This is a genomic window from Methylomonas sp. HYX-M1 (genome assembly GCF_040741385.1).
Lineage (GTDB): Bacteria > Pseudomonadota > Gammaproteobacteria > Methylococcales > Methylomonadaceae > Methylomonas > Methylomonas rhizoryzae.
On sequence record NZ_CP160405.1, the window covers coordinates 2,473,067 to 2,492,940 of the forward strand.

Genomic DNA, 19,874 nt, shown 5'->3' on the forward strand with positions numbered 1-19,874 from the left:
ACGCGGAAACCAGCCGTTGGCTGCGACAAAAAAGTTCGATCGCTTCAAAACCCTTTAGCTTTCAAGCCGGCGCGATATATTGATAGAATTAGCTTATTTACTAGTTAAGCCTGCACCCGGCTACAAAATGGAGGTATTGATGCACGGCCTTGCGGTTAGAGGCAGTTTGATTTTGCTATTGGCCATCTTATCCTTAAACTGTAGCGGTCCGGTTGCTCGCGTCTCCGAGGAGTTTGTACCGGAAGTCCCCTTGCGAAACGGTGAATTACCGCTTACAGCCTTCGCCGCTTTACCGTTGATCCAGAATTTAGCGCTATCTCCAAGCGGAGACTACACCGCATTTATTCAAAACACCGAAGGCCATAGCGCATTAGTGACCCAAGATCGCAGCGGCCGTAACTCGTGCGTGGTATTGAGCACCGATAACGACAAATACCACATCCGCGGCTTTACCTGGGTCAATGATCGGCGCCTGTTAGTCAGCGTCTGGTATCCGGACCACGCTGCCGATCTAAAATTTATCCAAACCCGAATGTTTGCCGTCAACCGCGACGGCAGCGAGCTGAAAAGCGATTTAGTAGAAATCAACATCCCCTCGTTCGCCGGCAGATTTCACATTCCTCAATTTCAAGACACGTATGCGCTGATTCCGAAAGACGACCGCCATATTTTACTGGCACTGGACCAACGGCAACCCGGCGCTCCCGACATGTACCGCCTGGACGTTTACAGCGGCGAGCGGAAAACCGTAGCCGGCAATCCCGGGTTTGTACGGCGCTGGCTAGCAGATTTACAAGGCCGTGTCCGTATCGGCATCGGCATTGTCGGCAGCAAAACCATGCGCGTCGTGCATAGAACCAACGACGAAAGCGACTGGCAAACCTTGTTCGAATTCGACGCCCTAAGCGGCGATGCCATCGCTCCGCTAGGTTTCGATGAAAATCCCGAGGCCTTGTACGTAACCAAACAGCATCAAGGCAAAGCTGCCGTATTCAAAATGCGGGTGTCTGCCCCCCAGTCTGCTATGGAACTTGTCTATGCCGATAGCAAATACGACGTCAATGGCATATTGGTTTACTCCGCGGCCGGCGATCAAGTATTGGGCATTCGCTACACGGCGGACACCGAGAAAACTGTTTATTGGCATCCGCATGCCGGCCATTTGCAAACCGCCATCGACACAGCCCTGCCCGATCGGGAAAATACCATCATCAGCAGCGCCGGATCTCAACACATCCTGGTATCCTCCAGCGCCGCGCAGGCGCCCGGCTATTACTGGCTGGATTCCGGCAACAACAGAATGGGTAAGCTGATAGACGCCTATCCCTTATTGTCCGGGCAAACCCTGGCCCAATCTCAATCGGTGCATTTCAAAACCCGGGATGGTCTGGAATTGGAGGGCTATTTAACCCGACCGACGCGAATTAACGCCGTCAGCCCTGCCATCGTCTTTCCTCACGGCGGCCCTTGGTCTAGGGACAGCCACGGCTTCGACATTTGGACGCAATTTTTTGCAAACCGGGGCTGGACGGTATTGCAGTTGAATTTTCGCGGCTCGGCCGGTTACGGCCGCGAGTTCGAAAGTGCCGGCTTTCGGCGTTGGGGCCTGGAAATGCAAGACGACATTAGCGACGGCGTGCATTGGCTGCTGGAGCAAGGTCTGGCAACGCCCGGCAGGATTTGTATCGTAGGTGCCAGCTACGGCGGTTACGCCGCGCTGATGGGCGCAATCAAAACTCCCGAATTATACCAATGCGCGATCAGTTTCGCCCCGGTTACCGATTTGCGGCACTTAATCGAGGAATGGAGCGACATGCGTTGGCAGGATCACCGCTTACGTTCCGAGCAGGCCGAACATGCGTTGGGCCGTTGGTGGTCCGACCGAACCCGCTTGAAAGAAACCTCTCCGCTGGAACAAGCAAGCCGCATGCGCACCCCGCTTTTGTTGGCGCACGGCGCCGACGATTGGACCGTGCATGTCGGGCATTCGCGAGACATGGTCGATGCATTGGAAAGCGCCGGTTTCAAGGATCTGGTCTATCTGGAGTTAAGTCAAGGCGATCATTATTTAAGCCGCGAAGCCGACCGTACCCGCTTTTTCTCCGAAATGGATAAATTTTTACATCGTTTCAATTAGGGGCTAATGCCGAACTCTAAAAAGGATATGCCTGCGCAAAGATACGCGAGTTTAATCGTCTCCGCTGCCCGCATTGACCGGCGGCCTAAAATTTTCGCCGGCTATTTCGCCAAGCGCCAAATCAATACCGGTCAAATTCCTACTGCCTGCGCAGAAACCATAGCGCCCATAAACTCATCAATTCCATCGCCTCTATCCGGCGAACACGGAAAAATTATATTTAAACCATAAGCTTATATTAAGTCCGGCACTATAAGTCATCCTCGGCAAATAAAATTCGAGCTGATTTTTTAACCCGACTATTGGATAATGGGTAGTGTTTTCAGCTTTTGAATCAGGTAAATAATTAGATGGAGAAACAGCATAGTTTCACGCGCGACCAATTATTGATGTCCGGCCGCGGCGAATTGTACGGCCCGACCAACGCGCAACTGCCCATGCCGCCGATGCTGATGATGGATCGCATCATCCATATTTCCGACGAAGGCGGCAAATACGGCAAAGGTGAAATTATTGCTGAACTGGATATCAAACCCGATCTGTGGTTCTTCGATTGCCATTTTCTCGGTGATCCGGTGATGCCCGGTTGTCTCGGCCTGGATGCGATGTGGCAACTGATCGGCTTCTATTTGTGCTGGATGGGCGGCCCCGGCAAAGGTAGAGCGCTAGGCTGCGGAGAAGTTAAATTCACCGGTCAAGTGCTGCCCAGCGCACAAAAAGTAACGTACAAAATCGATTTGAAACGGGTGATTTTGCGCAAGTTGGTCATGGGGATAGCCGACGCCACCATGGATGTCGACGGCAAACTGATCTACGAGGCCACGGACTTACGCGTCGGATTGTTCACCTCTACACAAGACTTTTGAGGATACACCTTATGAGACGCGCGGTTGTAACTGGCTTAGGTATAGTCTCCAGCATCGGCAATAATCGCGACGAGGTCATCGATTCGTTGCGCAGCGGCCGTTCCGGCATAGTCCATGCCGACATATACCGGGAAATGGGCTTTCGCAGCCATGTGCACGGGCCGATCAATCTCGATTTGGATGCGGCGATAGACCGTAAAATCAAACGCTTCATGGGCGACGGCGCCGCCTACAACTATCTGGCCATGGAACAAGCCATTGCCGATTCCGGGCTTGCCGAAAGCGAAGTCTCCAACATTCGCACCGGCTTGGTGATGGGGTCCGGCGGCCCGTCCACCTCCAATTTAGTGGATGCGGCGGACATTTTGCGTTCCAAAGGCGTCAAGAAAGTCGGGCCGTACATGGTGACTCGCGCCATGTCCAGCACCAATACAGCTTGTCTGGCAACCCCTTTTAAAATCAAGGGCGTCAATTACAGCATCAGCTCGGCCTGTGCCACCAGCGCGCATTGCATAGGGCACGCGATGGAGCTGATTCAGCTCAACAAACAAGACGTGGTGTTTGCCGGCGGCGGCGAAGAATTGCATTGGACCATGTCGGTATTGTTCGACGCGATGGGAGCTTTGTCGTCTAAATACAACGACACGCCGGAAACCGCTTCCCGCCCATATGACGCCAGCCGCGACGGCTTCGTGATCTCGGGCGGCGGCGGCGTTTTGGTGATCGAAGAACTCGAACACGCCAAAGCCCGCGGCGCCAAAATTTACGCGGAACTGGTCGGCTACGGCGCCACCTCGGACGGATACGATATGGTGCAACCTTCCGGGGAAGGCGCGATTCGCTGCATGCAAATGGCAATGTCAACCGTATCGGACCCGATCGATTACATCAACGCACATGGCACCAGCACCCCAGTGGGCGATATGCGCGAATTGGAAGCATTGCGGGCGGTCTTCGGAGCTGGCGACGTGCCGGCGGTCAGTTCGACCAAATCGCTGACAGGCCACGCGCTTGGCGCCGCCGGGGTTAACGAAGCGATTTATTCCTTGCTGATGATGCAGGAAAACTTTTTAAGCGCTTCCGCGAACATCACCGAATTGGATTCCGAAGCCAACGGCATTCCTATCGTGCGCGAATACCGCGAAAACGCCAGGCTAAACACCGTGATGTCCAACAGCTTCGGTTTCGGCGGCACCAACGCCACCCTGATATTTCAGCGTTATAACGGTTAACCCTTGTCGGCCGGATTTTCGTTCCGGCCGCCCTACTCTGCCAGCATGAGCGAACTCGAACAAAAATCCCGCACCCAGTTCAACAAACTGCAAAAACGCCTGAGACGCAACGTCGGCGAAGCCATAGCCGATTACAACATGATAGAAGACGGCGACAAGGTGATGGTGTGTTTGTCCGGCGGCAAAGACTCTTACACGATGCTGGACGTTCTGTTGAATTTACAGAAAACCGCGCCGGTCAGTTTCGAGATCATCGCCGTCAATCTGGATCAAAAACAGCCGGGTTTTCCTGAGCACGTGTTGCCGGAATATCTTAGCGCCATCGGCGTGCCGTTTCACATCATCGAACACGACACCTACAGCATCGTCAAAAGAATCATTCCGGAAGGTAAAACCACCTGCAGCCTTTGTTCCAGATTGCGGCGAGGTACCTTATACGGATTCGCGAAACAACATGAGGTTACTAAAATCGCGCTGGGCCACCACCGCGAGGACATCATGGAAACCTTTTTCCTGAACATGTTTTATGCAGGAAAATTAAAGGCCATGCCGCCCAAACTGCTTAGCGACGACAAACAAAACATCGTGATTCGGCCCTTAGCCTACTGCCGGGAAAAAGACATCAACCGCTTTGCCGCGTTTAAGAAATTTCCTATCATTCCGTGCAATTTATGCGGCTCGCAGGAAAACTTGCAGCGCACCGCGATGAAACACATGCTGGCGCAATGGGATAAACAATTTCCGGGCCGGTTGGAAACGATTTTTGCCAGCCTGCAAAATATCGCCCCATCGCAAATGTTAGATACCGGCTTATTCGACTTCGCCGGCCTGTCAGTCGACCCGGATTTTGCGGCGCTACGCATTCCGTCGGACGAACCCGGCCTGGACATACTAGAACGCTAACAACCATGGGCATCCGCAATGCAACCTACAATTCTGGTGACCGGCGGTGCCGGTTACATAGGTAGTCACACCTGCGTCGAACTGTTGGAAAACGGCTACCAAGTCGTCGTAGTCGATAACTTATGTAATAGTAAAATAGAATCCCTGCGCAGAATCGAGCGCATCACCCGGCGTACCGTCGCCTTTCATCAAATAGACATTAACGACGTCGATGCGCTGGATAAGGTATTTGCCGAGTATTCGATAGACGCCGTCATTCACTTCGCCGGTTTGAAAGCCGTCGGCGAGTCGTGTCAAATTCCGCTGAAATATTATGGCAACAACATCACCGGTACCTTGGTGTTGCTGGAGACGATGACGGCGCACCAGGTAAAGCGTTTGGTGTTCAGCTCCTCCGCCACGGTTTACGGCGACCCTCATCAGGTACCGATAAGCGAAGACTTTCCGTTACAAGCGACCAATCCTTACGGCCGCACCAAATTGTTCATCGAGGATATTTTACGCGACACGAGTGCCGCCGATGGTTTACAGCAAACCGATCGGCCCTGGCAAATGACTCTGTTGCGCTATTTCAATCCTATCGGCGCACATAGCAGCGGCTTGATCGGGGAAGATCCGAACGGCATTCCCAACAATCTGATGCCTTATATTTCCCAAGTGGCGATAGGAAAACTAGCGCAGCTCTCGATTTTCGGCAACGATTATCCAACGGCGGACGGCACCGGCGTGCGCGATTACATTCACGTCGTCGATTTGGCGCAAGGACACATCAAAGCTTTGCAATTCCTGCTCAAGCAGCCGTTCGACACCGGCATTTGCGAGGTATTCAATCTGGGCACCGGTAACGGCTATAGCGTGCTGGAGATGCTCAACACGTTTAGCGAAGTCAGCGGCAAACCCATTCCTTACCGTATCGCCGCGCGCCGATCCGGCGATATCGCCACTTGTTTCGCCGATCCATCCCGTGCGCAACGCTTGTTAGGCTGGAAGGCCGAACGGGATCTGTCGCGAATGATGCAGGATACTTGGCGCTGGCAAAGCCAAAACCCCAACGGGTTCGACTAAGCGATTTTCGATATAGGCTTTGCCGGCACCGGCCCGGCTTAAACCGGCAGAGTGCGCCAGATGCAAAGCCAGGCGGTTAAATTTGCCCCAGGCTCAACGCTACTCGCCACAAATCGTCTTCGGTATCGACCCCGGCTTCCGGAGTTTTATCCACCACCCGGACCAGTATCTTTTCGCCGTGCCACAAGATGCGCAGCTGTTCCAGCGCTTCCACACTTTCCAGCGGCGACGCCGGCCATTCGCAGTAGCGTTGCAAAAAACCGACGGTGTATGCATACAAGCCGATATGCCGCAAATACGGCATCTTACTGTTGTTTATTGCAGGATGGGCGGGAAAAGACGACCTATTCCACGGTATCGGCGCCCGACTGAAATACAAGGCGTAACCGTTTTTATCCAATACCACCTTGACTGCGTTGGGATTGAAAATTTCCTCCGCGTCGCCAATCCTAGCCGCCAAGGTGGCAATACCGGCCGCTGACTGGCCGGCCAACGCCTGCGCGGCGTCACGGATGTAATCGGGCGGAATCAAGGGTTCGTCGCCTTGCAGATTGACCACGATGTCGTCTGCCCGCCAGGCCAAACGCTGTGCCACTTCGGCAATGCGTTCGGTACCGGACTGATGATTGGGATCGGTCATCACCGCCTTAATTCCCAAAGCCGACACGGTATCGAAGATGCGGCTGTCGTCGGTAGCCACCACGACTTGCTCGGCTTGCGCCTGCACGGCCCGCTCGCAGACGTGGGCAATCATCGGCTTGCCGGCAATGTCCAGCAACGGCTTGCCCGGTAAGCGGGTGGAGGCGTAGCGGGCCGGAATGACGACTTTAAACGCAGTCATTGGCGCAAAGCGTCGGCTTCTTCGAAACTCAATGGGCGGGCTTCGTCTTCCAGCATCACCGGTATGCCGTCGCGGATGGGAAAAGCCAAATTATCGGCTTTGCAAATCAATTCTTGCTCTTGTTGCCGATAAAGCAGCGGGCTTTTGCACAACGGGCAAGCCAGTATGTCGAGTAATTTTTTATCCATGGCGTTTGCTCTTCAATAAAGACAATAGATTGTCGGAAAATTCGGCGGGCAATTCGGCGCTTATCGGCAGATACCAGTGCTGAGCGCCAGCGAACGGTGCGCATTTGACCGCGTCTTTTTCGGTCATGATGACCGGGCGGCCGTCTTTAAATGCCAGATCGGCGGCGGTATAGGCGTAATGGTCCGGGTAGGCTTTCGCGCTGCATTGCAAGCCCGCGGCCAGCAAGCTTTGGAAGAAACGTTGCGGATTGCCTATGCCGGCCACCGCGTGGCAGGTCTGACCGGCAAACTCCGTCAAGGCCTTGCGTTCGCCGCTTTGCAAATTGACCAATTCCCGGCCACTGCATTGCATCGGCAGTTCGCCTTCCAGCAATTCGCCGCCACCGTTGACGATAACCCAATCGACTTGTTTGATGCGCTCTTGCGGTTCTCTAAGCGGCCCGACCGGCAAACAATAGCCGTTACCGAAGCGGCGCTGGCCGTCGATGACCGCAATTTCGATATCGCGTTGCAGCGCATAATGCTGCAAGCCGTCGTCGGAAACGATGATATCGCAGGGATGATGCGCCAACAAATAACGGCCGGCGGCCGGCCTATCCGGACTGACCACGACCGGGCAGCTGCAGCGGCGCGCCAGCAGAACCGCTTCGTCACCGACTACGGCCGGGTCGCTATCGGCAGTCACCGGCTTGGGCTGCTGTTCTTCCTTGCCGGCATAACCGCGGCTAATCACGCCCGGCGTATAACCCTGCCGCTTCAAACATTCGACCAGCCAGACCACCAGCGGGGTCTTGCCGGTACCGCCCACCGTAATATTGCCGGCTACAATCACCGGCACCGGCAAGCGGTCGCTTTTCAGCCAGCCTTTGGCATACAAGAAACGCCGCAACCGAATCGCATCCACGTAAAACATCGATAAGGGCATAAACCAGGCGGAAACATACATTTCCTTGTACCAGGCATCTTCCAGCCAGCGGGTCAGGGATTTCTTCATAGTTTTTCCGGCGGGTTGATGGCAAAGGTTACATGCTTGAAGCCGGCTTTGTTGGCGGCTTCCAACGCGCTGACCACCGCTTGGTGCGGGGTTTTACCGTCCGCGTTGATGACGAACGGCCATTGTCCGGCTTCGCCCGGAAGCCGGGCCAAGGCATTTTTCAAGCCTTCCGGGCTTTGCTCCGGCAGCAGTTGCGGCTTGCCGTCGTCGCCCGACAATGCGTAACGGCCTTGGGCATCTATGAACAAATTGACGGTTTTCCCGGCATATTCGCTATCTTCGCCGCCGGCTTCCGGTAAGTTGATTTTCAAATCGGTGTGGTGGCGGAAGGTAGTGGCCAACATGAAAAAAAACAGCAACACCAATAACACGTCTATCATCGGTATCAGATTGATATCCACCGGCGCGCGTTTCTTGCGGCGAAAATCCATCAAACGTCCTCACGCTGGCCTTGCATGATGTCGATCAGACGTAGCGATTCTTCTTCCAGATGAATCACTCTATCGTCGACTACCCTCTCGAAATAACGGTGGAAAAACAAGCTGGGGATGGCCACAGTCAAACCGGTAGCGGTACAAATCAAGGCTTCGGAAATACCGGCGCTCAATACGCCCGGGTCGCCCATGCCGCCGACCGCGATGTCGGAAAATACCCGAATGATGCCGTCCACGGTACCCAACAAGCCCATTAATGGCGTCACCGCCGCCAAAGTGCCCAATAAATTCAGATAGCGTTCCAGCTCGTGCGCCACTTGGCGACCGACTTCCTCTATGCTGGTTTTCATGATTTCCCGGCCGTGTTTCCGGTTCAGCAAACCGGCGGCCAATACCCGCCCTAGCGGCGAACTCATCCTAATGCGGCGTACGGTGGCGTCGTCCAATTTGTTTTCCCGGTGCAATTGCCAAATATACGGCACCAGCTCCGCAGGAATAATGCGCCGGCGGCGTAACGACCAGAAACGTTCACCGATAATGGCCATAGACGCAATGGAACACAACAGCAGTGGCAGCATCATCCAGCCGCCGCTTTTTACGATTTCGAACACCTATCACTATCCTCTTATGCTAAGCCTATGATTTTAACCCAATGCCGGGACTTTTTGCCGTCCGACCCCAAGATAGGCCACCAGTAAACCTACGCCGGCCGCCAACGCGGCAATCACGAAGACCGAGCCGCCGCCCAAACGCTCCCAACAGTAGCCGCTGTAAAAACTGCCGATCATGCCGCCTAGCCCGAAACTGAGGCTGGCATATAAAGCTTGGCCTTTACCTTGATGGCGGGCGCCGAAATAGTGCCGAAGCAGCTGCATGGCGACCACATGGGCGATGCCGAAACTGGCCGCATGCAAGGTTTGAGCGATCAGAACCCAGGGCAAATTGCTTGGGTAATAGGCGATCAGCCACCACCTGAACACCGTCAATCCTAAGCTTATCAATAGCAAACGGCGTAAGGACAGATAGTTCAATATGCCGGCCACCCATACAAACAACAGAATTTCCGCCGCCACGCCTAAAGACCACAATAGCCCGGTCCAGGTAGTACTATAGTGAAATTGCTGTAAGTACAAGGAATAAAACGCGTAATACGGCCCGTGCGAGATTTGCAACAGCAGGTAAACCAGGAAAAACGCCAGCACTTCGGGGCGCCACAACAGCTGCCATAGACTGCCTTGATCTTGATGTTTGACGTTTGCTACGACCTCCGGTATCGATAAGGCCGTCAACCAGTTAGCCGCCAACAAGGCCAAAATCACCGCGGGTAGCGTGTGCACCGGAACGAACTCCAACAAGCCGCCCACGCCGAGCACCGCGGCGATAAAACCCACCGATCCCCACAGCCTAACCCGGCTGTAGCGCTGCGGTTCCGTCTGCAGATGCAGCAGCGTGGCCGCCTCGAATTGCGGCAGCGTCGCATTCCAGAACATGCTGTAACAAAAGGTAACCAAAGCCACCCAGTAATAATCGACCGTATACAAAAATCCGGCAAAACTAACGGCGGACAAGGCGCTGCTCCAGCGAATCAGTCGCAGGCAGGAACCGGTTTTATCGGCCAGCCAGCCCCATAAATACGGGGCAACGATTTTGGTCGCCACCAAAATACTGATGATTTCGCCGATTTGCCGGGCACTGAAACCGTTCTGCTTCAGATATAAGCCCCAATAGGGCAAGTAAGTCCCTAAAGCGGCGAAATAAAAGAAGTAGAAGCCGGATAAGCGCCAATACGGCAAGGCCATCAGCGCAGTATCGGCAAGCCGCTGGCCACGTGCAGGTTCTGCGCCCTGTGCCTGAGCAAATGATCCATCAGCACGATAGCCACCATCGCCTCGGCAATCGGCGTGGCGCGGATGCCGACGCAGGGGTCGTGCCTGCCCTCGGTCACCACCTCGATGGGCTCGCCCCTTACGTTAATACTGCGGCCGGGCAGGCGCAAGCTGGAGGTCGGCTTCAAGGCAATATGTGCGACCACGTCCTGACCGGTGGAAATGCCGCCCAGGATGCCGCCGGCATGATTGCTCAAAAAACCCTCGGGGGTGATTTCGTCGCGAAACTGCGTGCCTTTGGAAGCCACGCAGCCAAAGCCGTCGCCTATTTCCACACCTTTGACCGCATTGATGCTCATCAAGGCATACGCCAATTCGGCGTCCAGACGGTCGAAGATCGGCTCGCCCAGCCCGGGCGGTACCTTGCTGGCCACCACGTCGATTTTGGCCCCTATCGATTCGCCTTCCTTACGCAACGCATCCATGTAGGCTTCCATCTCCGCGACTTTGCCGGCATCCGGGCAAAAGAACGGGTTGTTGGGAATCTCGTCCCAATCGAAAGCCTCGATTTTGATAGGCCCGAGCTGGGATAAATAGCCGCGCACCCGTATCCCGTGCTGCTCGAACAAATATTTCTTGGCGATAGCACCGGCCGCTACCCGCATCGCGGTTTCCCGGGCCGACGAACGGCCGCCGCCGCGGTAATCGCGAAAACCGTATTTATGCTGATAGGTGTAATCGGCATGGCCGGGACGAAAACTTTCGGCGATTTTGGCGTAATCTTTGGAACGCTGATCGGTGTTTTCGATCAGCAAGCCGATGGGCGTGCCGGTGGTTTTGCCTTCGAACACGCCCGACAGAATTTTTACCTGATCGGCTTCCCGCCGTTGCGTGGTATGCCGCGAAGTACCGGGCTTGCGCCTGTCCAAATCGATTTGCAGATCGGCTTCGCACAATTCCAGCCCCGGCGGGCAACCGTCGACAATGGCGCCTAAAGCCGGGCCGTGGCTCTCGCCGAAGGTAGTGACGGTGAATAATTTTCCTATGCTGTTTCCGGACATGCTTATACCGCGCTTGCGAAAAGAGAGTGATATTCGGCGACTTGCCGGGCCGTCAACAGAAACACGCCGTCGCCACCGCGTTCGAATTCCAACCAGTGAAACGGCACGCCGGGAAACAGGTCTTGCAAGGTTTGCGCGCTGCTACCGACTTCGACGATCAAAATGCCTTCGGAGGCTAAATAGTCGTTGGCCGCCGCCAAAATGCGCAACACCACATCCAAACCGGTTTCGCCGCCGGTAAAACCCATTGCCGGCTCGGCGTGGTATTCGACCGGCAGGTTTTCCCATTCGCTAATCGCTACGTACGGCGGATTGCTGACTATCACGTCGTAAGGTTTTTCCGGCAGATCGGCAAACAAGTCGGAGCGGATCAACGCGACTTGCTCGTCCAGCTCGTGCTTTTGCACGTTGATTTGCGCCACCGCCAACGCATCTTGCGACAAATCGACGGCATCCACTTGCGCCTCGGGGAAGGCGTAAGCGCAGGCAACGGCGATGCAAGCGCTACCGGTGCACAAATCCAGAATGTTGAATACCGATTCTTCGTCTATCCACGGCTCGAAGCGCTGCTCTATCAATTCGGCGATCGGCGAGCGCGGCACCAACACCCGTTGGTCCACGTAAAACGGCAAACCGGCAAAAATCGCCTCGTTAGTCAGATAGGCGGAAGGAATGCGCTCGACGATGCGGCGCTCGACCAAAGCTACTACGGTCTGGCGTTCCGCCATGCTCAGCGCGCAATCCAAATAGGCGTCGGCTAAATCGTAGGGTTGATGCAAAGTGTGCAAAACGATGGCGGCCGCTTCGTCCAGCGGCGCTACGGTACCGTGCCCCAAAAACACCTGATATTCGGCGAACCGGCTCGCCGCCCAACGAATATAGTCTCTAATGCTGTTCAGGCTTGTGATAACATCCGGGGACGTGATGGTCATGAGATTTAGCGATCGATAAAAACGGCCGATTTTAAACCAAACCCCAGTGCTTGTCCGCATAAAGCAACCGCGATGACCGAGGCCCCTTCCCGCGTCCCCCCACACAAACTGGCGAAAAACCGATTATTTCTGGATTGCTACAAATATATGCAGTCCGACAAACTGGCCTTGCCGACCATTCCCGACGTCTCGGTCAAGATCCGCCGCGCCATCAACGAGCCGACCGCCAACAGCAACAAAATCGCCCGCGTAGTGCAAACCGATCCCAGCATCACCGCCCGTTTGATCAAGATTTCCAACAGCCCGTTGTACCGCGGCCGGAGAAAAATCGAAAGCTGTCCGGAGGCCTTGACCCGTTTGGGCTTGAAAGCCGCCCAAGACATTATCACCGTATTCGCCCTGAAAGCCGTGTTCAACGCCAAAACCGCGGTGATTCGCCGCAAAATGCAGGAACTTTGGTCGCACAGCAGTCACGTGGCGGCGATCAGCGCGGTGTTGGCGCACAAAACCCCCGGCTTCGATCCGGACCGGGCCATGTTGGCAGGCCTGGTGCACGACATCGGCATCGTCCCTATCTTGGCTTATGCGGACCGCCAACCCGACATTTTGACCTCCCCGACCGACTTGGCCGACACGGTGCGCGAACTGCGCTCGGAAATCGGCGTGCAGATCATCCGCAAATGGGATTTTCCGACCGACTTCGAAGACGTGGTGATACACGCCGAAAATTGGTTTCGCAACAGCGGCGATCAAGCCACCTATAGCGACATCGTGATGATTTCCCAATTGCACAGTTTCATCGGCAAAGTGGACGTGAAAAAAATGCCGCGAATGGACGATTTGCCGGCCTACAAAAAACTGGCCGCCGGCAATCTGGACGCGGATTTGAGCATCAATATTCTCGATCAAGTCAAAGACGAGATCGAAAGCATTCGGACGATGTTGAATTAAAGCGCCGGAGCCAGCACGCCGTGGAGACAAACGATCCCTATCATCTGCAACGCTTCCTGACTGCTCAAGCCGCAAGCTACGAGCGAGCCCTTCGCGAACTGCACGGCGGGCGTAAACTCACGCATTGGATTTGGTACATATTCCCCCAAGTAGCAGGCCTTGGCCATAGCCCTACCGCCCAAGAATACGCCATCCATTCCAAGCAGGAAGCCATCGCCTATCTGGCTCACCCCGTACTCGGTCATCGCTTGCGCCAATGTTGCGCGGCTTTGCTGGAGCACTCCGGCAAGCCCATCGCCCACATCATGGGTTATCCGGACGATTTGAAACTACGCTCGTCGATGACCTTATTCGCCGCGGTTTCCGAAGCGGACAACATTTTTGCCCGGATATTGGCGACTTTCTACGCCGGAAATAGTGACGCCAACACTATCGCCTTCCTGTCGGCGGACGATTGATTCGGCAAGCGCCCCAAAGCCCCCGCCGCCGCTATTCCCAAGTTTCAGTCCAAATAGCCGTACTAGCGTTTGAAACGGCAATTTGTGCAAAGCTAGCGCTTTTTCCATACAAACATTCCGAGAAAAAACCCAGCTAAGGTAAGCTATATCAGTACGCTTACTATCTGCATTGTTGGTCGATGAAGTCTCCAAAAAGCAATCTGTCCGAATTTTATCGTAGCCTTTGGTTGACCTTGTGCGTCATTATCCTGACGGCTTTGGTATTCGGGCTTTACGTACTCGCGGAAAAACACATCAATCGCGCCAACGAGCTACGCTACTCATCCCTACTGCTGGCAGACGAATTGCGCCAGTCTTCCGATGACTTGACCAGAACGGTACGCAGCTACCTGATTACCGGCAACCCGATATACAAACAGCATTTTCAGCTAATTCTCGCTATCCGCGACGGCAAACAACCCCGCCCAAGCGATTTTCATCAAGGCTTTTGGAATTCAAGCTCTGAAATGGACGACAAGCCCGAGCCTGAGCAAAAAAAGCTTTCCTTGTTGGAAATGTCCCGCCAAGCCGGATTAACGGAACAGGAATTCGTCAAATTCGCCGAAGCCAAACACCGTTCCGACCGATTGACGCAAACCGAATTCGAAGCGATGAAACTCATAGAGTCGACTCCGTCGCCCACGGATGCACAGCGCATTACGGCCAGCTTAATGTTGCACAGTGAAAACTATAGTCAAGCCAAAGCCGACATCATGCGCTCTATCCACGAATTCAAGCAGTTAACGGCTGAACGCACATTAAACGCTGTGCGTGACGCCGAATCGAGGGCATTCGTGTTCCTATCGTTATCCGTGCTGTGCGGCGCATTGTCCATTTTCATGCTTTACCGGATCCATCGCACGCTTTACGCCGTGTTGGGCGGGTCGGTCGATGCCTTATACGAACAAATCAGCCGATTAAGCGGCTCCAATGCGCATTCCGCCATCCGGATCGGCCCAGGCCTGGAAAACAGCATCATGGCATGGATACTTCAGACGCAAGAGCAACTGGCCGTCATCGACGGCGAGCGCAAAACGGCCGAAGCGAAGAATTTGCGTATGACTCAACTCTATGCCGCGTTGAGCCAATGCAATCAAGCCATCGTGCGTTGCGAAAATCAGGAGGAATTATTTCCGCAAATCTGCCAAGACGCCGTCATTTTCGGCGGCATGAAAATGGCCTGGATAGGCTTGTTGGAAACCGGCGGTACCCGGCTCAAACCGGTTGCCTGCTACGGTAGCGGTACGGACTATTTGAACGGCATTGAAATCTCGATTGACGAAAACGAAGCCATAGGCCGCGGCCCGACCGGAACCGCCATGCGGGAAGACCAACCTTTTTGGTGTCAGAACTTTCAACACGATGCGCTGACAACCCCCTGGAAGGAGCGCGGTACAAACTACGGCTGGGGTTCCTCCGCCAGTTTGCCGCTGCATAAAAACGGCTGCGTGATCGGCGCTTTGACACTGTATTGCGCCGAACCGCATGCATTCGATGAAGCAGTTCGTAAATTGCTGTTGGAAATGACCTCGGATATCGATTATGCGTTGAACGCCTTCGAACTCGAGGCTCAGCGAAAATTGACCGAAATCGCGCTTGCCGAATCGCTCCATCTTCAACAAACCATCATCAATACCGCACCGGTAAGAATCTTTTGGAAAGACAAGTCGTTTCGCTATCAAGGCTGTAACCCGGCATTCGCCAGAGACGCGGGGGAAAACTCTCCCGAAGCCTTGCTAGGCAAAGACGATTTCCAATTGTGCTGGCGTGAACAAGCCGCCTTGTATCAGGCCGACGATAGGCAAGTCATGACGTCCGGCGTTGCCAAGCTTTCATTCGAAGAACAGCAAACCACACCGAACGGCCAGACCATATGGTTACGGACTTCGAAAGTACCGCTACGTAACGCCGACCGGGAAATCATCGGCATTTTAGGCATGTACGAGGACATCACGGAACACAAACTTGCGGTGGAACGGATCAATTATCTGGCAAACTACGACCCTCTCACCGGATTGCCGAACCGCGTACAGCTGGATAATCGCAGCCAGTACGCCATCAAGCTAGCCCAACGCAACCGTGAAAAACTGGCCGTGATGTTTCTGGATCTCGATCACTTTAAAACCATAAACGATACCCTGGGACATAGTATCGGCGATGCGTTGTTAGTCGAACTAGCCAATCGGCTACTGGCAGTCCTGCGTGCCGAGGACACCGCCACCCGTCTGGGCGGAGACGAATTCATTTTACTGCTGCCCGACATCGAAACCATAGGCGCGAAGATTTTGGCGCAAACCTTATTGACTACCTTGTCCGAACCCTATCGAATCGAACAATACGATTTAACCCTAACCGTTTCGATAGGCATCGCTCTCTACCCGGAGGACGGTAAAGATTTCGAAACGCTAGCGAAAAACGCCGACTCCGCCATGTATTGCGCCAAGCGCGAGGGCCGCCAAAGCTACCGTTTTTTCAGTGCGGAAATGGAAGCCCGTTCGAGCCGAAATTTAAAGCTGGTGAATGCCCTGAGGCGAGGGCTGGAAAATCAAGAGTTCCGGCTATGTTACCAACCGCAAGTCGATATGCGCGACGGCCGCATCATCGGCGTGGAAGCTTTGCTGCGTTGGGACAGTGCCGAACTGGGGCCGGTGTCGCCGGCGGAATTCATCCCCATCGCGGAAGATAGCGGCTTGATACTACCGATAGGCGCATGGGTCTTGCAGACCGCCCTGCGCCAAATCAAAATTTGGCTGGATCAGGGGTATGCACCAATGACTATGGCAGTCAATTTGTCCGCGCTGCAGTTCGGCCAAGCGAATTTACCCGAACTGGTGGAAAATCTATTGTCCGACATCGGCCTGGCCCCGGCGTTTTTGGAATTGGAATTAACCGAAGGGGTTGCCATGCAAAATCCGCAAACTGCGATTGCCATGCTGGGTAGTTTGCATGATTTAGGCGTGCGCCTGTCGATTGACGATTTCGGAACCGGTTACTCCTCCCTAAGTTATTTAAAGCAATTTAAAATTTACAAACTCAAAATCGACAGATCTTTCGTCCGCGACATCGGCAGCGACGCCGAAGACCGGGCCATAGTCAATGCCATCATCAACATGGCGAAAAGCCTGGGATTAAAAACCATCGCCGAAGGCGTAGAAACCACCGAGCAGCACACTTATTTGCGCGAGCAAGGCTGCGATGAAATGCAGGGTTATCTATTCAGCAAACCCTTACCTGCCGACCAACTTCAATTACTATTACAAACACCACAATCGGCGTAAGCGGATTTCTTTTAGTTGCTTAGATGGCGGAAATACCGTAAGCGCCCTTAAATCCCCGCCAGCCGGCAGCATCTGTGCCTCACATCAACTTGATTGAGATAGCGGCAGATGTGCAATATTCCGGTTCAAAACCGACATATCCGTCGAGGCCTCGTTGCCTTGGAACGTAACGTTGGCCGATTCGGCAATATGAAATCAGACTCTGCAAGCTTTGGGTAGAGAGAGGATCGGTCGCTTACGATTTTGCTGTATCGCCGGCAACTAAGGTAACCATGCCGATAGCCTGTACGCTCAGGCCAACGCCGTTTGCAACGCGAAATAAAAATAAGCCAATCCGCACAAGCCTATCAGTTGCGAGCCTAAACCGCGCACCAGCGGAGCCAGCCCAGGCCGGACGGCATCAGTCGTCTTGACGGCCGCCAATACCCCGTATACCGGTACCACCACGGCTAAGTGTCCCAATTCGACCCCGCCGCTAAATGAGGCAATTGCGGTAAGCAACTGTGCGGAAGGCAATTCGGCAACCGTTTCCAACAAGCCGCCGGCAAAACCCAAGCCGTGAAACAGACCGAAGCCGAAGGCTATCCAGTAACGCGACTTACCGCGGCTGCATTCCGGCCGGCACACATTCTGCACCGACACGGCCACTATGCTGAATGCGATCACGGGCTCCACGATACGCGGCGAAAGCCGCAGCCAATCCAATACGGCTAAACTCATGGTCAAGCTGTGCGCCAAGGTAAATATCAAGACGATCAACCCTAATTCGCGCAAGCTGCCGACCGCCAACACCAAACCGATCACGAATAATATGTGGTCGTAGCCGCTCAATATATGCTTAACGCCGTGCACCAAATAATCCCAGGCAAAACTGCTAACCACACTGCCCGCTTGCAAGTCGAGCGTCAACGGCTGGTTATGACTAAACAAGCCTTCCGTCAACAAACTGCCGTCCCGGACGACTCGCGCTCGATAGCTAACCTCCCAAGGATTGCCGGGCGCAAAGTCTATTTCGCGCAACAAATCTTGGCTGAGCAAAACCCGGCTAACCTCGGGCGGCAACGGATACAGCAAGCGGTAAGCCGGTGCGCCTTTAGGTGAAGCCGGAACAGCCAGCGCGGTACCCGACAATAGTTCGCCATCCGCCTCGACCCGCACGTGCCGCAGCAAATAATCCGCATGCTTGCCCAGCACCGTTTCATCCATCATACCGCCGGCCGATTGCGCTTGTGCGGCCACTAACACCTGCTCCAGCGCGACGGTAAAATTCAAGACTAGCGAGTCGTTTACAAGTTGCGCTTGCAAACTGCCTTGGGCAACCGGATGAGCGGACAGCGGCGACGAAAAGAACAAACCGGCGCATAGCCATAACAGCAGGCCCGCGCGAATCCGGCTAACGATGCACATGAAAGGCCTGGTAATCCGCGTTCAGGCGTTGCGCCCGCTGAAAATATTCTTGCGCCTGATTGACGATCCCATTGGCTAAATAAATCATGCCGGCGTGAGCGTAGAGATGGGCATCCTGCCAACCGTAACTGAGGGCGCGCTGCATATGGACCAATGCCTCCTTAAACCTGCCATCCCGAAATAAAGCCCAAGCCAAAGCGTCGCGGGTACTCGGGTTATCGCGTTGTTGTATGTCCAAAGTAGCCCAATGTACGGCAGCGGTGCCATTGAAATAAGCGTCGGCATAGAGCGTTGCAAGGTGATGATAATACTGGGTATCGCCGGATTCCGCGGCCTGTATAAAGGCCCGCAACGCCAAATCGTGCCATGCTTTGGCCAAATCGTTGCGACCTAAATACAGATACAAATCGCCCAGGGTTTGAAAAAGCGCCGGTCTGCCGGTACAAACGGCCAAACGATGATAAATGCGCAAGGCTTGCTCATAACGGTGGCGCGTCGCCAGCCATTCGGCCCAATAATCCTCGGCCAGCCAATAACCGGAATAAGCGTTCAATGCCCAACGATAATGCTGCTCCGCACTATCCGCCTGTCCCCTGCTCAAAGCCAAGTAGCCGCGTTGTAGTTCCAACCAGGCGTAATCGCGCATTTGTTTGGCCGACAGATTATCCGCAGCCAATTGGTAGGTTTGATCAGCAGTAGCGAAATCACCGGTTTTGCTCTGCAAATAGGCCAATTGCGCCAGAAGCGCCCAGTCCTGCTTGTGCGACAAAGCCTGCTGCAAAGTGCTTTCCGCATCGGCAATCCGCCCCTGCTGCAAGGCTACCTCGACTGCCAAACCGGTCAGATCCGGATCGTAGGCGAGGTCACCGTGCCGGACTAAGTAACGCTCGGCGGCAGCCGGCTGATGCAAGTAGCTTTGCCATTTTGCCGACAGAAATTGCAATTCGTCGTTGTCGGGATGACTCGACAACGATGCATGCAACTGTCGAGCGGCTTGCAACCCGTCCAACGGCCGGCCGCTCAGCCAACTCAACTGGACAGCGGCATAAGTCCGTCTGACCGTCTGATCCTCGCCGGCGGTCGCGGCTGTACTGATTTCGCTATACCGCAGCCAATCGCGCTGATAAGCCGTGGCATCGAACACGCCGAAAAAAGCCAGATAACAGGCCAGGCCGGCCAATAACGACGCAGCCGTGCTTATCATTAATCCGCATAGCCACATCGGCCGGCCCTCGTTACGATGCGTTTCGACCCCGCAGCCG

Annotated in this window: 18 protein-coding genes; 8 read left to right on the plus strand and 10 right to left on the minus strand. The window is 54.6% G+C overall.

Going from position 1 to position 19,874, the window contains the following annotated elements; genetic code table 11:
* The first annotated feature begins 139 nt into the window (after positions 1-139).
* The 5 genes from AB0A83_RS11155 to galE all read left to right on the plus strand — a co-directional run bounded on the left by AB0A83_RS11155 (position 140) and on the right by galE (position 6,203).
* Positions 140-2,137 carry an alpha/beta hydrolase family protein gene (locus AB0A83_RS11155; protein ID WP_367154151.1) on the plus strand — a complete coding sequence of 666 codons (1,998 nt, stop codon included), beginning with the start codon at positions 140-142 and terminating at the stop codon, positions 2,135-2,137.
* 350 nt (positions 2,138-2,487) lie between these two features.
* On the plus strand, positions 2,488-3,003 hold the full coding sequence (fabA, locus tag AB0A83_RS11160; RefSeq protein ID WP_150048396.1) for a 3-hydroxyacyl-[acyl-carrier-protein] dehydratase FabA: 516 nt from the start codon (positions 2,488-2,490) through the stop codon (positions 3,001-3,003).
* Between the two features lie 11 nt (positions 3,004-3,014).
* Positions 3,015-4,235, plus strand: a complete 1,221-nt coding sequence (gene fabB / locus AB0A83_RS11165; RefSeq protein WP_367154152.1) for a beta-ketoacyl-ACP synthase I — start codon at positions 3,015-3,017, stop codon at positions 4,233-4,235.
* A 45-nt stretch (positions 4,236-4,280) separates the two neighbouring features.
* Positions 4,281-5,138 (plus strand): tRNA 2-thiocytidine(32) synthetase TtcA, encoded by an 858-nt coding sequence (ttcA, locus tag AB0A83_RS11170; RefSeq protein WP_150048400.1) that lies wholly within the window; start codon positions 4,281-4,283, stop codon positions 5,136-5,138.
* An 18-nt stretch (positions 5,139-5,156) separates the two neighbouring features.
* Positions 5,157-6,203, plus strand: coding sequence for a UDP-glucose 4-epimerase GalE (gene galE / locus AB0A83_RS11175; protein WP_367154154.1), 1,047 nt, complete (start codon positions 5,157-5,159; stop codon positions 6,201-6,203).
* A 76-nt stretch (positions 6,204-6,279) separates the two neighbouring features.
* Here the strand turns inward: galE and kdsB are convergent, their stop codons facing one another.
* The 8 genes from kdsB to prmB are packed head-to-tail and all read right to left on the minus strand — an operon-like array spanning position 6,280 to position 12,479.
* The gene (gene kdsB / locus AB0A83_RS11180; protein ID WP_367154155.1) at positions 6,280-7,044 is read right to left on the minus strand and encodes a 3-deoxy-manno-octulosonate cytidylyltransferase; all 765 of its coding nucleotides are present in this window, start codon (positions 7,042-7,044) and stop codon (positions 6,280-6,282) included.
* Entirely contained in the window at positions 7,041-7,232 is a 192-nt protein-coding gene (locus AB0A83_RS11185; RefSeq protein WP_150048406.1) for a Trm112 family protein, read from the minus strand. Before AB0A83_RS11185 ends, kdsB begins: the two co-directional genes overlap by 4 nt.
* Positions 7,225-8,226, minus strand: coding sequence for a tetraacyldisaccharide 4'-kinase (gene lpxK, locus AB0A83_RS11190; protein ID WP_367154156.1), 1,002 nt, complete (start codon positions 8,224-8,226; stop codon positions 7,225-7,227). The genes AB0A83_RS11185 and lpxK overlap by 8 nt, the downstream gene beginning before the upstream one ends.
* Positions 8,223-8,657, minus strand: a complete 435-nt coding sequence (locus AB0A83_RS11195) for a biopolymer transporter ExbD (RefSeq protein ID WP_150048410.1) — start codon at positions 8,655-8,657, stop codon at positions 8,223-8,225. Before AB0A83_RS11195 ends, lpxK begins: the two co-directional genes overlap by 4 nt.
* Complete coding sequence (locus AB0A83_RS11200; protein ID WP_150048412.1) at positions 8,657-9,271, minus strand: MotA/TolQ/ExbB proton channel family protein; 615 nt, start codon at positions 9,269-9,271, stop codon at positions 8,657-8,659. Before AB0A83_RS11200 ends, AB0A83_RS11195 begins: the two co-directional genes overlap by 1 nt.
* A gap of 33 nt (positions 9,272-9,304) precedes the next feature.
* Positions 9,305-10,459 carry an MFS transporter gene (locus tag AB0A83_RS11205; protein ID WP_150048414.1) on the minus strand — a complete coding sequence of 385 codons (1,155 nt, stop codon included), beginning with the start codon at positions 10,457-10,459 and terminating at the stop codon, positions 9,305-9,307.
* Positions 10,459-11,547 carry a chorismate synthase gene (gene aroC / locus AB0A83_RS11210; RefSeq protein WP_150048416.1) on the minus strand — a complete coding sequence of 363 codons (1,089 nt, stop codon included), beginning with the start codon at positions 11,545-11,547 and terminating at the stop codon, positions 10,459-10,461. The genes AB0A83_RS11205 and aroC overlap by 1 nt, the downstream gene beginning before the upstream one ends.
* 2 nt (positions 11,548-11,549) lie before the next feature.
* Positions 11,550-12,479, minus strand: coding sequence for a 50S ribosomal protein L3 N(5)-glutamine methyltransferase (prmB, locus tag AB0A83_RS11215; RefSeq protein ID WP_150048418.1), 930 nt, complete (start codon positions 12,477-12,479; stop codon positions 11,550-11,552).
* 72 nt (positions 12,480-12,551) lie between these two features.
* Between prmB and AB0A83_RS11220 the strand changes: the two genes are divergently transcribed.
* From AB0A83_RS11220 to AB0A83_RS11230, 3 genes are all read left to right on the plus strand, one after another.
* Positions 12,552-13,430, plus strand: a complete 879-nt coding sequence (locus AB0A83_RS11220; RefSeq protein WP_367154158.1) for an HDOD domain-containing protein — start codon at positions 12,552-12,554, stop codon at positions 13,428-13,430.
* Between the two features lie 20 nt (positions 13,431-13,450).
* Positions 13,451-13,888 (plus strand): DUF1810 domain-containing protein, encoded by a 438-nt coding sequence (locus tag AB0A83_RS11225; protein WP_150048422.1) that lies wholly within the window; start codon positions 13,451-13,453, stop codon positions 13,886-13,888.
* A gap of 179 nt (positions 13,889-14,067) precedes the next feature.
* A complete protein-coding gene (locus AB0A83_RS11230; protein WP_150048424.1) occupies positions 14,068-17,205 on the plus strand; it encodes an EAL domain-containing protein in 3,138 nt (1,045 codons plus the stop codon).
* 291 nt (positions 17,206-17,496) lie between these two features.
* Here the strand turns inward: AB0A83_RS11230 and AB0A83_RS11235 are convergent, their stop codons facing one another.
* Positions 17,497-18,612 carry a HupE/UreJ family protein gene (locus AB0A83_RS11235; protein WP_367154160.1) on the minus strand — a complete coding sequence of 372 codons (1,116 nt, stop codon included), beginning with the start codon at positions 18,610-18,612 and terminating at the stop codon, positions 17,497-17,499.
* Positions 18,599-19,834, minus strand: a complete 1,236-nt coding sequence (locus AB0A83_RS11240) for a hypothetical protein (RefSeq protein WP_367154161.1) — start codon at positions 19,832-19,834, stop codon at positions 18,599-18,601. Before AB0A83_RS11240 ends, AB0A83_RS11235 begins: the two co-directional genes overlap by 14 nt.
* Between the last annotated feature and the right edge of the window lie 40 nt (positions 19,835-19,874).